Source organism: Paraglaciecola sp. (assembly GCF_051252315.1).
In the GTDB taxonomy this organism is placed as follows: Bacteria; Pseudomonadota; Gammaproteobacteria; order Enterobacterales; family Alteromonadaceae; genus Paraglaciecola.
Window position 1 is genome coordinate 27,219 of record NZ_JBPOFP010000007.1, and the last position, 13,285, is coordinate 40,503.

At 40.9% G+C, this 13,285-nt stretch carries 13 protein-coding genes; 9 read left to right on the plus strand and 4 right to left on the minus strand.

The features are described from left to right. The first annotated feature begins 112 nt into the window (after window positions 1–112). Together ACSHXM_RS02280 and ACSHXM_RS02285 are read left to right on the plus strand one after the other, a co-directional pair. A complete protein-coding gene (locus ACSHXM_RS02280) occupies window positions 113–2,023 on the plus strand; it encodes an ATP-binding cassette domain-containing protein (RefSeq protein WP_435687105.1) in 1,911 nt (636 codons plus the stop codon). A gap of 12 nt (window positions 2,024–2,035) precedes the next feature. Then, the gene (locus tag ACSHXM_RS02285; protein WP_435687106.1) at window positions 2,036–2,260 is read left to right on the plus strand and encodes a DUF3565 domain-containing protein; all 225 of its coding nucleotides are present in this window, start codon (window positions 2,036–2,038) and stop codon (window positions 2,258–2,260) included. Between the two features lie 31 nt (window positions 2,261–2,291). On the opposite strand, the gene ACSHXM_RS02290 is transcribed toward ACSHXM_RS02285, so the two are convergent. The 3 genes from ACSHXM_RS02290 to ACSHXM_RS02300 form a co-directional block, all read right to left on the minus strand. Then, window positions 2,292–3,041, minus strand: a complete 750-nt coding sequence (locus ACSHXM_RS02290) for a type 1 glutamine amidotransferase domain-containing protein (protein ID WP_435687107.1) — start codon at window positions 3,039–3,041, stop codon at window positions 2,292–2,294. 89 nt (window positions 3,042–3,130) lie between these two features. After that, window positions 3,131–4,117: an adenosine deaminase gene (gene add / locus ACSHXM_RS02295; RefSeq protein WP_435687108.1), complete on the minus strand. Its 987-nt coding sequence runs from the start codon at window positions 4,115–4,117 to the stop codon at window positions 3,131–3,133. A 9-nt stretch (window positions 4,118–4,126) separates the two neighbouring features. After that, entirely contained in the window at window positions 4,127–4,972 is an 846-nt protein-coding gene (locus tag ACSHXM_RS02300; RefSeq protein WP_435687109.1) for a tetratricopeptide repeat protein, read from the minus strand. 164 nt (window positions 4,973–5,136) lie between these two features. Here ACSHXM_RS02300 and ACSHXM_RS02305 point away from each other — a divergent pair, with 164 nt between their 5' ends. The 7 genes from ACSHXM_RS02305 to ACSHXM_RS02335 all read left to right on the plus strand — a co-directional run bounded on the left by ACSHXM_RS02305 (window position 5,137) and on the right by ACSHXM_RS02335 (window position 11,707). After that, window positions 5,137–5,454: an Mpo1-like protein gene (locus ACSHXM_RS02305; RefSeq protein ID WP_435687110.1), complete on the plus strand. Its 318-nt coding sequence runs from the start codon at window positions 5,137–5,139 to the stop codon at window positions 5,452–5,454. A gap of 238 nt (window positions 5,455–5,692) precedes the next feature. Further along, window positions 5,693–6,661, plus strand: a complete 969-nt coding sequence (gene dusB / locus ACSHXM_RS02310) for a tRNA dihydrouridine synthase DusB (RefSeq protein ID WP_435687111.1) — start codon at window positions 5,693–5,695, stop codon at window positions 6,659–6,661. A gap of 59 nt (window positions 6,662–6,720) precedes the next feature. Then, a complete protein-coding gene (gene fis, locus ACSHXM_RS02315; protein ID WP_133469908.1) occupies window positions 6,721–7,014 on the plus strand; it encodes a DNA-binding transcriptional regulator Fis in 294 nt (97 codons plus the stop codon). 120 nt (window positions 7,015–7,134) lie between these two features. Continuing rightward, window positions 7,135–8,742, plus strand: a complete 1,608-nt coding sequence (gene purH / locus ACSHXM_RS02320) for a bifunctional phosphoribosylaminoimidazolecarboxamide formyltransferase/IMP cyclohydrolase (RefSeq protein WP_435687112.1) — start codon at window positions 7,135–7,137, stop codon at window positions 8,740–8,742. Between the two features lie 123 nt (window positions 8,743–8,865). Beyond that, complete coding sequence (locus ACSHXM_RS02325; protein ID WP_435687113.1) at window positions 8,866–9,690, plus strand: class I SAM-dependent methyltransferase; 825 nt, start codon at window positions 8,866–8,868, stop codon at window positions 9,688–9,690. Between the two features lie 18 nt (window positions 9,691–9,708). Continuing rightward, entirely contained in the window at window positions 9,709–10,995 is a 1,287-nt protein-coding gene (gene purD, locus ACSHXM_RS02330) for a phosphoribosylamine--glycine ligase (protein ID WP_435687114.1), read from the plus strand. A 241-nt stretch (window positions 10,996–11,236) separates the two neighbouring features. After that, window positions 11,237–11,707 carry an FKBP-type peptidyl-prolyl cis-trans isomerase gene (locus ACSHXM_RS02335; RefSeq protein WP_435687115.1) on the plus strand — a complete coding sequence of 157 codons (471 nt, stop codon included), beginning with the start codon at window positions 11,237–11,239 and terminating at the stop codon, window positions 11,705–11,707. 56 nt (window positions 11,708–11,763) lie between these two features. Here ACSHXM_RS02335 and dnaB read toward each other — a convergent pair whose 3' ends face one another. Beyond that, window positions 11,764–13,161, minus strand: coding sequence for a replicative DNA helicase (dnaB, locus tag ACSHXM_RS02340; RefSeq protein ID WP_435687116.1), 1,398 nt, complete (start codon window positions 13,159–13,161; stop codon window positions 11,764–11,766). Window positions 13,162–13,285: the final 124 nt, after the last annotated feature.

The window sequence follows — 13,285 nt, forward strand, 5'->3', positions numbered from 1 at the left end:
GCTCGCCATCTTGGTATGATACGCGCAATTATTTTTTAGTGTTATCTCTTCTTCTTTAAAAGCCGTCAATCGGTTGTATTTAGAGCAAGGACGAGTGGTAAAACAGGTTTCCATGATCCAATTTTCTGATGTTTCACTTATGCGCGGCAGTAAAATGTTGCTGCAAGACGCCAATGCTGTTGTGTATCCAGGCCATAAAGCCGGCCTTATCGGTGCTAACGGTTGTGGAAAGTCCAGCTTATTTGCCTTGATAAAAGGTGAGTTACAAACCGAACATGGTGATTTCAATATCCCAAAAAATTGGAAAATTGTGTCAGTAGCCCAAGAAACCCCAGCCGTAGAACGCTCTGCTTTGGATTATGTGATTGATGGAGATCTAGAATATCGTCAATTACAAAAACAACTTATCGCAGCTGAAGAAGCTCATGACGGCGAAAAAATAGCCATAGTTCATAGCTTGTTAGAACAAGCTGGCGCTTACGATGTTGATGCCCGTGCTGCCACAATACTGGCTGGTTTAGGCTTTGCCAATGATGTTATGAAAAATCCAGTGACGGCTTTTTCTGGTGGTTGGCGAATGCGCTTAAACTTGGCTCAAGCCTTATTGTGTCATTCAGATTTATTACTGTTAGATGAACCCACCAACCACTTAGATCTCGATGCGGTGATTTGGTTAGAAAAATGGCTACAAAGATATACTGGTACGTTACTGCTTATTTCTCATGATAAGTCTTTCTTAGACGCGACTGTGAACGAAATTATCAGCGTAGAACAACAAGAACTTATCAGTTACACAGGTAACTACGATGCTTACGAAAAACAACGAGCCGAACGCCTGCGCCTGCAAAGTTTGCAGTATGACAAACAACAAGATCAGATTGCTCACTTAGAGTCATTTATCAGACGTTTTGGGGCCAAAGCCAGTAAAGCCAAACAAGCCCAGAGCCGAGTTAAACAATTAGCAAAAATGGAAACTTTATTGCCAGTGATGGCAGCTTCTGAGTTTTCATTTGAGTTTTTCACGCCGCCTAAATTGCCAAATCCTTTGATCAAAATGGAAGAAGTCAAAGTGGGGTACGACAGCACCATTATTCTAGAAAAATTACATCTTAATTTGGTGCCAGGTAGTCGCATTGGATTATTAGGTAAAAATGGCGCAGGTAAATCGACCTTAATAAAACTATTGGCCGGTGAAAAGTCACCCATGGAAGGTATTTACGAAACTTCATCTGGTTTAAAAATTGGATACTTCGCCCAGCATCAATTGGAATTTTTACGTGGTGATGATACCGCATTAGCCCACATGCAGCGCTTAGACCAAAAAGCCACAGAACAAAGCCTACGAGATTATTTGGGTGGTTTTGGTTTTCGAGGTGACAACGCTTTAAGTAAAGTAGCGCCTATGTCGGGTGGAGAAAAAGCTCGCTTGGTATTGGCCATTACGGTTTATCAAAAGCCTAATTTGTTGCTGTTAGATGAACCGACTAACCACCTAGATTTAGATATGCGCCATGCGCTGAATATGGCATTGCAGGGGTTTGAAGGCGCTATGGTACTGGTGTCACATGACAGGTTTTTATTAACATCGGTATGTGATGATTTTTATCTAGTGGACAGTGGTCAAGTACAAGCATTTAATGGCGATTTAGACGATTACAAAGATTGGATCTTAAAAGGTGAATCAGAGACTAAAACTGAAGGCGAAGAAGAGACAGCGCCTAAGTTAGATCGTAAAGCCATTAAAAGGTTAGAAGCAGAATTTAGACAAGCCACTCAACCTTTGCGTAAGGCTATTACTAAGTTTGAAAAAGTCATGAGTGACAGCCAGTCCAAGTTGGCAAAATTTGAAGACCAACTTGGTGATACCGAGCTGTATAGCGCTGAAAACAAAACAAAATTAAAAGAGCTCTTGGCGGCCCAGGCTGAACAAAAATCTTTGTTAGAAGATGCTGAAATGGAATGGCTAGATGCCCAAGAACAGTTAGAGACCAAACAACAAGAATTTGATGCCCAAATAGGTTAACTCCAAAACAAAATGCTCCAGGCAATTCAAGGCTACCATAAAGATCAAGAAAACCACTGGGTGGCAGAGTTGGCCTGCGGTCATAATCAGCATGTTCGCCACGACCCTCCTTGGCAAAATCGCCCTTGGGTAATTACGCCAGAAGGGCGAACCTCTATGTTAGGACATAAACTTGAATGTAAGAAGTGTAAAGCAGGAGCACCAAAAGATAACTCGCTAACCATAACATCAGCTTAATAAGCTAAAGTACTCCCTCATCCTCGTTAATTTACTCATGTAGTAGAATCATTTCTTTTGCAACAAGAGCAGCAGAAGGCAAAAACATAGTAGACACAACTCTTTGATCAACTACAACTTGATGTTTGTCTTTTAAGGTCTTTTTATTCAAAGCAATCGCCCCATTTTCATTTAACCTATCTTCAATTAAAAAAGGTAAAAGTGTGCCTTGCTTAGCCCATGACTTAGATTTTTCTGTTGAATTTGGAAAAGCAGCTATACGTTTGTTTCTTACTAAAAATACCCCTGAAGAGAGTTTAACATCTACTATGGCGCCAGCGCCGTGACCACCAATGCCAATAATACCTCCTGCCTCGTATATCGCAGAATAGATCGACTGTAATTGTTTGTTACCAGCCACATCGAATAAAGGGCCATAACCTCCACCGGTATAAACAGCCCAATAATCTTCGATGTTAACTTCCTTGGGTTTGAGTGTATTACGAGTTTTGTCTAGGAAACCTTCGTACTTTATGGTGTAACTGCTGATGCCTAAAGGGTCCATGTAAAACTCCACAGGGCCGCCTTGGGGTGAAACAAAGTCCACCTCAATGCTATGACTTAAAAATATATGGTAAGGCGGTGCCACCTCCCACAGATTGTTTCTTGCTTCATGTTTTTCTGGATCACCCATATGCAGCATATTAGACACCACAATCAGCACCTTTTGGGGTTGGTCGGCTAGGGTAATAAACGGGGTAAATACGAATAGAGCAAACAACAAAATTAAGGGGTATTTCATAGTTTTTAGCACAATAATTTAAAGTGCTAAATATGACGTAAAAAATCATCTCAAAGTTTAAATGGGCGTTATATAAATGATGGGGCTGTCTAAACTAGAAGGAGTTTTTCTGCTGTGCTTAAAAAAGCTTGGTTTAATGCGTTTTGTTGCATGTGTTTGAGTTGTTTGTGGCTCAAACCCAATTCATCTTTAGCCAGTTGGTATTCACTTTTTAACGTGTTATTGGAAATGCCGGGATCATCCGTATTTAAAAATACTTCAATGCCATAATCTAAGAAGGTTTGTAGCGGGTGGGATTTCATATCAAGCCAAGTACCCGTTTGGTAATTCGATAATATACAGTTTTCGATACCAATTTTTTGGTCTGCGATAAATTCCATGAGTTTAGGATCTTGATACGCATTCACTCCATGGCCAATGCGTGTGGCGCCCAATAAGTGGATCGCATCCCAAATACTGTCTGGCCCATCGGCTTCTCCGGCATGGATCGTCACAGCTAAGCTCGCTTCTCTCACTTTGTTGAAGTGTTCAACAAATAGCTTGGCTGGAAATCCCAATTCATCTCCAGCCAAATCAATGGCAACTAAATCTTTGGAATGGGACAGTAGAGCCTGTAGTTCTTGTTTGCAGGTTTCTACTCCATAAGAACGACTTAGAATGCCAATCAGCTTGGCATTGTATTGATACTCTTGATTCGCTTCAGCGACACCGGCAACCACAGCTTCTACTACTGCCTCTAGCGGTAAATTGAAAGCTTGGGCCATGTAATTGGGGGAAAACCTCAGTTCAACATGGTTGAGCCCTTCGATTATGGCATCTTCGACATTCTCAAAAGCAATACGTTTGCACGCATCAAGTTGGCCTAAAACAGATACGCCCATATCTAATTTACTTAAGAAGCTAAGTAGATCTGAGGTTTTATCTTGGATAAAAACGTGTTTTTGTAAGGTTTGTAAATCATAACTTGGCAAAGCAACCTGATATTGCTCGGCCAAGTCAATTATGGTTTGCACCCTAATATTGCCATCTAAATGGCGGTGTAAATCAATCAGTAAAGAGGGCGACTCGTCTTGCATAGAGCTATGTTAATACAACAGGCTATAAATTTTTCTGCGATATTTCGATTTTAATGGGTCACCATCAGGCAAGGCATTGATCATATCAAGGGCAAACTTTTTGGCTTCGCCAAAGTTTAAGTCTTTGAGTAACACCGACATGATCAGCTCTAAGGCCTCTTCTGTTTGGTTGGCTTGATGTAATTGTATGGCCAATTCTGTTTTGATTTCTAACGAGTCTGGCTCTTGTTCTAATTTAGCTTGTAGGGCTTTTATCTCTGGTGATTCAGCTGCCTGCTCGGCTAATTCAATTTTACCTAAAATACTTTTATATAAAGCATCTTGATCGACCAAACCTATGGTTTCGAGTAAAGCTTTCGCTGGATTAATTTGCCCTAACTCAACTTGGCAATCTGCAAGCAATAATTTGATGTCTACTCTGTCTGGGGCTAATTCGTTGGCTTCTTTAATTAATGGATAGGCTTGTTGATAGTCACCTGCGGTAACTAGCTCTGCAGCTTGTTGGTATAAACCATCTTCTGGTTTAGGTAGGTGTTTTTCCAGTAAGGTAACAATTTGTTCTTCTGTTTGTGGACCCGCAAACCCATCTAAAGGTTGGCCATCTTTCACTAAAATAACGGTAGGTAACCCTTGTACACCAAATTGCTGAGTTATTTCTTGTTGTTGTTGAACATCTACTCGCGCGTGTAATAGATGGTTAGAGTATTTGCTAGCTATGGTGGCTAACACTGGTGCTAACGCATCACTTGGCTCGTGCCCTTGAGCCCAAAACTCTACCATAACGATTTGAGTTGCAGAGTCTTGCAAGATTACTTGCTGGAAATTTTCTGGTGTAATATTCACTATACTGTTCATTATGGGATCCGTTATGTTGCGCTTGAATGGTGGATGGGGTCAAATAACAGAAACTCAAGATATCTTGAGTAGTTTACTAATGATAACAATTGTCGTATTTGAGACATTCTAATCACTATTACTTATGTTAAGTTGAGAGAATTAACCAACGGGAGTATTAATCGATGACCGCTGAAACCTCTAACTCTTTTAAATCCTTTGCACAGTTTTACCCTTTTTATTTAGCCGAACATTCGAATTTAATTTGCCGGCGTTTACATTTTATTGGCTCATGTTTGGTTTTATTCATCCTAGGTTATGTGGTTTATTCTCAAAATTTAGCAATATTGTGGTTGGCTCCAGTTGCAGGTTACGGCTTTGCATGGGTAGGGCATTTCTTTTTTGAGCACAACAAACCGGCTACATTTCAACATCCTTTATATAGCTTTATAGGTGATTGGGTGATGTTTAAAGACATGCTGATAGGTAAGATCGAGAGATAATTCTGTTTTTATGCCTTTTTAGCGATTACATAATTCAGACATACCTGTAACTTGTTTGATACATTTCGCGGCATTTCCCCGTAAATTTGGCGATTTATTCCTTTGTCAATATCCTTTGTTTAAAAAAAGTACAAAATTGTTTCTTTTATAGGCTTTTCAAGCCTGTAAAAAAACCGTAAACTTGCGCCCCTTTTTAACACTTCGGACATTTTTTGCACGATTTTAAATTTAGGTAATTATGCAAATAGGTCCTTATGCGTTAGAAAACAATTTGATACTAGCTCCTATGGCAGGAGTGACCGACCGACCTTTTAGGCAATTGTGTAAACGCTTAGGTGCTGGTTTGGTTGTATCAGAAATGTTGTCTTCAAATCCTAGAGTATGGAACTCAGATAAGTCTAAACAACGAATGGATCACACAGGTGAAGATGGCGTACGCGCAGTGCAAATTGCGGGTGCCGATCCTGAGTTAATGGCGCAAGCTGCCCAGTTCAATGTGAACAATGGCGCACAAATTGTAGACATTAATATGGGGTGTCCGGCAAAAAAGGTAAATAAGAAGTTAGCAGGCTCTGCTTTGCTACAAGACCCTCAACTGGTTGAAAAAATCATTCGAGCGGTGGTAGCAGCGGTAGACGTGCCAGTAACTTTAAAAATACGCACAGGTTGGAATGTTGAAAACCGCAATGGGGTGCAAATTGCCAAAATTGCACAAGATAATGGAATTCAATCCTTAGCGGTGCATGGTCGCACTCGAGCCTGTATGTACAAAGGTGACGCAGAATACGACACGATTAAGGCCATTAAACAGGCTGTGTCGATACCTGTTGTTGCCAACGGTGACATTACTTGTGCGCATAAAGCGAAACAAGTATTGGAATATACCGAAGCAGATGCATTGATGATAGGTCGCGGTGCTCAGGGGCATCCCTGGATATTTCGCGAAATACTTCATTATCTGCAAACAGGTCAGATATTGACTGCACCTAGTATTGACGAAGTGAGTAGCATTTTGCTTGAACACGTCGCCAATGTTCACCAATTTTATGGTGATTATCTGGGATGTAGGATCGCCCGCAAACATGTGGGTTGGTATTTGGCCGAAAAAGACCAGCAAAGACTGTTTCGTGCAAAGTTTAATGCCATTGAGGATGCTCAAGAGCAACTAGACACGTTGAACATGTATTTTGATAGATTGGTAGGTTAAACAGCGAATTTGCTAGTTTACCTACTGTGTAATGATGACTAACTAAAGAGCAAGATTTAATGTTCGAACAAAATGTAACTTCTCCTTTTACCACTACGGTAACGACTCCTTCGCAAACTCAAGCGCAGAAGCCTCTTCGCGATTCAGTTAAACAAGCTGTAAATAAGTACCTTAAGCAACTTGATAACACCAATATCGAAAACTTATATGAATTAGTAATGGCTGAAGTTGAAGCTCCAATGCTAGAAGAAATCATGACTTTTACTCGTGGCAACCAAACACGTGCTTCGATCATGTTAGGTATCAACCGTGGTACTTTACGTAAAAAATTAAAACAGTACGGCATGAACTAAACCATACTGACTTAGAAAAGAGCACCTAATAGGTGCTCTTTTTGTTTGGAAGGGTTATGACCAACTAGTCAAGAAAGTTATAATCACTTCGGCCTTTTTGCCTTATATAGTGGAACAAGCATGCAAAACTTATCTCCTGCAAAACCAATACGTCGCGCTTTATTAAGCGTATCTGATAAAACCGGACTTCTAGAGTTTGCTCAATTTTTAGCAAGCCAAGGTGTCGAGCTGCTTTCTACTGGCGGTACTGCAAAATTGCTTAGCGATAACGGCTTAACTGTTATCGAAGCGTCAGAACATACAGGTCACCCAGAAATTATGGACGGCCGAGTAAAAACTTTACACCCAAAAATTCACGGTGGAATTTTAGCTCGTCGTGGTCAAGATGAAGCAGTCATGGCTGAAAATAATATTTTGCCAATTGATTTGGTCGTAGTGAATTTATATCCATTTGCAGCCACAGTTGCAAAAGAAGACTGTAGTCTTGAAGACGCCATCGAAAATATCGATATCGGCGGACCGACTATGGTGCGTGCAGCAGCTAAAAATAACAATGACGTGACTATTGTGGTTAACGCTAAAGATTACACGCGTGTTATCAGCGAAATGCAAGCTAACGAAAACTCTGTCACTAAAGCGACACGTTTTGATTTGGCTATTGCTGCTTTTGAACACACTGCAGAATACGATGGCATGATAGCTAATTACTTTGGCACTATGATTGAAACCGCAGCTTGTGAAACAGATTGCTGCGAGCCAGAGAGCGAATACCCGCGCACTTACAATATGCAATTAACTAAAAAGCAAGATTTACGTTATGGTGAAAATAGTCACCAAACAGCCGCTTTTTACGTAGAAAATCAAATACAAGAAGCATCGGTTGCTACAGCCACTCAGCTTCAAGGTAAAGCATTATCGTTTAACAATATTGCAGACACAGACGCTGCACTTGAATGTGTTAAAGAATTTGCAGAGCCAGCTTGTGTCATCGTTAAACATGCAAACCCATGTGGTGTTGCCTTAGGTGACGATATTCTTGCTGCATACAACCGTGCTTATCAAACTGACCCAACCTCAGCATTTGGTGGCATCATTGCATTTAACCGCGAATTAGACGCAGCAACTGCCCAAGCTATTGTTGATCGTCAATTTGTTGAAGTCATTATTGCTCCTACTGTCAGTGACGAAGCCTTTGCTGTGGTTGCCGCTAAGAAAAACGTACGTTTGTTAGCCTGTGGTGATTGGCAAGGTCAATTAACTGATGGTTATGACTTTAAACGTGTTAACGGCGGTTTATTGGTACAAGAGCGTGACTTTGGCATGGTTGAACAAGAAGAGTTGCAAGTTGTGACTAAAGTTAAGCCCACTGAGCAACAACTTAAAGATTTAATGTTTACCTGGAAAGTCGCTAAGTACGTTAAGTCTAACGCCATTGTTTACTGCAACGACGGTATGACAATCGGTGTAGGTGCTGGCCAAATGAGTCGTGTTTATTCTGCGAAAATTGCGGGCATAAAGGCGTCTGACGAAGGCTTGCAAGTTGAAGGTTCTGTCATGGCCTCTGATGCGTTCTTCCCATTCCGTGATGGTATCGATGCCGCTGCTGCCGCTGGTATCAGTGCAATCATTCAACCGGGTGGTTCAATGCGTGACCAAGAAGTGATTGATGCCGCTGATGAAGCGGGTATTGCCATGGTCTTCACTGGTATGCGTCACTTTAAACACTAATTGTTAAAGTAACCTGTAACAATAATAAAAGCGGGCTTTTTGAAAGCCCGTTTTTTAGTTCGCTAGGCGCTTTATTTCCAGCTACAATCATTGGCAATTTTTTAACTGTATAAAGAGAATCGTATGTTTAAGTGCACACTAAAGTCAGTTTTAGCTATTTCTACCCTTACATTTACTTTATTAAGTTCATCCGTTGTTGTGGCTGATGCCATCAGTGACGCGGTTAATAGCCCAGATCGTCCGGCTAAGCACAGATTACGAGATGAATATCGTAACCCACAGCAAACCTTACGTTTTTTCGATGTTCAGCCAAAAATGGCTGTGGCAGAAATAGCGCCGGGTGGTGGCTGGTATTCCCATATTCTTGGGCCATTGTTAAAAGATAACGGCCAGTACTATGCTGCTCATTTTTACATTGATGAGAACGCTAGAAGCTACTACAAAAAATCTTTAGCTGGTTTTAAGAAAAAAGTCTCTAACCTTGATTCACTAAAAAACACTAAAGTGACTGCATTTCATCAAATAAAAGCTCAAGACTTTGCACCAGCAGGTACCTTAGACCGAGTATTAACTTTTAGAAACGTGCATAACTGGTATATGCAAGGTGGCGATGAAGGCTTAGATGGCGCTTTTTCAAGCTTTTTTAAAGCACTTAAAAAAGGCGGCGTATTAGGTGTGGTAGAACACAAGTTACCAGAATCTTTCGCTGACGACGCGCAAAAACGCTCTGGTTACATGAAACAATCTGTAGTGGTAGCGGCAGCTGAAAAAGCAGGCTTTAAATTAGCGGCAGAGAGCGCTGTTAACCTTAATCCGTTAGATACAGCAAACCACGAAAAAGGCGTATGGACTTTATTACCTTCACTACGTTTAGGTGAAAAAGACCGAGCTAAATATTTGGCCATAGGTGAGAGTTCACGTATGACTTTAAAATTTGTAAAACCTTAAAAGAAAGAATAGAAACATATGAAAATATTGATTATTGGTGGCGGTGGCCGCGAACATGCATTGGCATGGAAAGCCGCGCAGTCGGAAAAAGTATCTGAAGTTTATTTAGCCCCAGGTAATGCTGGAACGGCTTTAGAAAATAAATTAATCAACGTAAATGTAGGTGCAGAAGATGTGCCCGCTCTCGTTGAATTTGCCGAAACAACCAAAATTGATTTAACAATCGTTGGACCAGAAGTACCGTTAGTTTTAGGTGTGGTAGACGCATTTGAAGCTAAAGGTCTTAAAATATTTGGGCCAAGTCAATCAGCGGCTCAGTTAGAAGGTTCAAAAGCCTTTACTAAAGATTTCTTAGAGCGCCACAAAATACCAACAGCAGATTATCAGAACTTTACTGAAATCGAACCAGCTCTTGCTTACGTGCAAGAAAGAGGTGCACCAATTGTTATTAAAGCAGATGGTTTAGCGGCGGGTAAAGGTGTCATCGTTGCCATGACGTTAACTGAAGCAGAAGATGCTATTCGTGACATGTTAGCGGGTAACGCATTTGGTGAAGCGGGTAGCCGAGTGGTTATCGAAGAGTTTTTAGACGGTGAAGAAGCTAGCTTTATAGTTATGGTAGACGGCAAAAACGTTTTGCCTTTTGCTACCAGTCAAGATCACAAACGTGCTTACAATAATGATGAAGGTCCTAACACTGGTGGTATGGGAGCTTACTCTCCTGCACCAGTGGTTACCGCAGAAATCCATAAACGTATTATGGAAGAAGTGATTTATCCTACGGTTGAAGGTATGGCAAGCGAAGGTAACACTTACGTTGGTTTCTTATATGCTGGTTTAATGATCATGGCAGACGGCACACCTAAGGTGATTGAATACAATTGCCGATTTGGTGATCCAGAAACACAACCTATCATGTTACGTTTGCAATCAGACTTAGTTGATTTAGTTGAAGCGGCCTTAGCCGGTAACTTAGATCAAATTCAAGCCGAGTTTGACCAAAGAGCTTCGGTAGGTGTTGTTCTTTCTGCTGGTGGATACCCGGGTAGTTACAATAAAGGTGATGTTATTTCTGGTTTAGAACTAGGTAATAACGAAGCCAAAGTATTCCACGCGGGCACTAAAGAAATTGACGGTAAAGTCACCACTAATGGTGGTCGTGTGTTGTGTGCTACTGCACTAGGCAACTCGGTTACCGAAGCGCAAAAAAATGCTTATGAGTTGGTTAAAACAATCAGCTGGAAAGACATGTTCCACCGTGATGATATTGCGTATCGCGCTATTGCTCGTGAGAATAAGTCTTAGTAAAAGAAAACACCTCCAATCACCTGCGTCTGTGCAGGTGATTGTTTTTTAAGTTCACTGCGTTCACCGCAATCTCGATAACTGCGTCCTGCGTTATTTTACCTTCCAACATCCATGTTGGTCGTTTGCGTTTTTCAAACCTTCCCCCTGTTGCACCAGTTACTTTTAACAAACTAATTTTTATCATCATTATTCAAGCAGTGATAGAATCCACTGTTATCAATATTAATTAGGTTGGGTTATGAAGTTTATTGTTTTAGCGGTTGTGGTTGGTTTGGTGATTTTTTATTTTGTAAAAAGCGCCACAAATAAAAAGTTAGCACTAGAAAATATTGCTATAGGAATAGACTTTTTAGCAAAAAATAAAGCTGTAGAAGGGGTTTTTGAAACCGCGTCTGGCCTGCAATATCAAGTTATAAAACAAGGAGACGGTAGTAGTCATCCTACTGCTAGTGCTACCGTAAAAGTGCATTATCATGGGACTATGTTGGATGGCTCGGTATTTGATAGTTCGGTAGACCGGGGTGAACCTATTAGCTTCCCACTTAATCAGGTGATTAAAGGTTGGACAGAAGGTGTCCAGTTGATGGTGGCTGGAGATAAATTTAAATTCTTTATTCCATCAGAATTAGGATATGGCTCCAAAGCCATTGGCGAAATTACACCAGGTTCGTTACTGATATTTGAAGTTGAGCTGCTAGAAATACAATAACAGCTATTGTATTAGTTAACTTGAGTACTGGATAAGAAGTACTCTGGTTAATTCTATTAATACTCATCATCCAGAGGTGGACCCGCGTAGTTGTCAAAACGCGAAAATTGACCTTGGAAGGTAAGCCTTGAAGTTCCGATTGGTCCGTTACGTTGTTTACCTATGATGATTTCGGCCACACCTTGTTCGGTACTTTGTTCGTTATACACTTCGTCACGATAAATAAACATGATCAAATCGGCGTCTTGCTCGATTGAACCTGATTCCCTCAAATCTGAATTGATAGGGCGTTTATCGCTTCTTTGCTCCAAACTACGGTTTAGCTGCGAGAGGGCGACTACTGGCACTTTTAATTCTTTGGCTAAAGACTTGAGTGAGCGAGATATTTCAGCGATTTCTAAGGTACGGTTGTCACTTAATCCGGGTACTTGCATCAGCTGCAAATAATCGATCATGATTAAACTAATGCCCCCTTTGTCTCTCGCTAACTTTCTCGCTCTGGTGCGCACTTCCATTGGTGTTAAGCCAGATGAGTCATCAATAAACAAGTTATCTTTGTCTTTTAACATGGCCATAGTGTTAGACATTCTGGCCCAATCTTCATCATCTAGTTGTGCTGTACGTACCTTGGTTTGATCAACTCGGCTAAGAGATGCCAACATACGCATCATAATCTGTTCTGCAGGCATTTCTAAACTAAACACTAAAACTGGTTTGGTCTCCAACAACATGGCATTTTCACACAAGTTCATTGCAAAAGTTGTTTTACCCATTGAAGGACGTGCTGCCAAAATGATGAGATCTGATGGTTGTAAACCACTGGTCTTTTTGTCTAAATCTGTGTAACCCGTTGACACGCCTGTGACTTCTTTACCACTTTTAACCAGCTCTTCTAGCCTGTCTATGGTGAGGGTTAATACAGACTCAACATTTTTAGGACCTTCGTCTTTGCCAGAGCGTTTTTCAGCAATTTCGAACACTTTGCTCTCGGCCATATCCAAAATTTCGCCACTGTGACGGCCTTCTGGGTTATATCCAGTGTCTGCAATTTCGTGAGCTACACCGATTAACTCTCGAGTGATTGCACGCTCTTTAATGATTTTTGCGTAGGCAGTAACGTTTGCGGAACTTGGTGTGTTACGGGCTAATTCACCTAAATAGGCGAAACCGCCAGCAGGCTCTAATTCATCAACCCCTTCTAGATCTTCAGATACGGTAATTAAATCAATGGGTTGGTCTTTGGATAATAAACGGATAATTGAGCTGTAGATGAGTTGATGTGAGTGATTATAAAAATCGCTTTCTACGACTAATTCAGCCACTTTATCCCAAGAATCTGGCGCAATTAACATGCTGCCTAAAACAGATTGTTCTGCCTCAATTGAATGCGGCGGGACTTTAAGTTTTTCAACTTTATCGTCTTTCTTTTTACGAGGTACAGCTTCTACAGGCATGGGATATAGTTTTTAAAAACAACACATCAAATTATGAAATAGATATTAACGTAAAGAAGGGGACAACAGGTAATATTTATTGAGTTGAGTTTTTAGCAATGGGCGTTAATAAATGAACTTATAT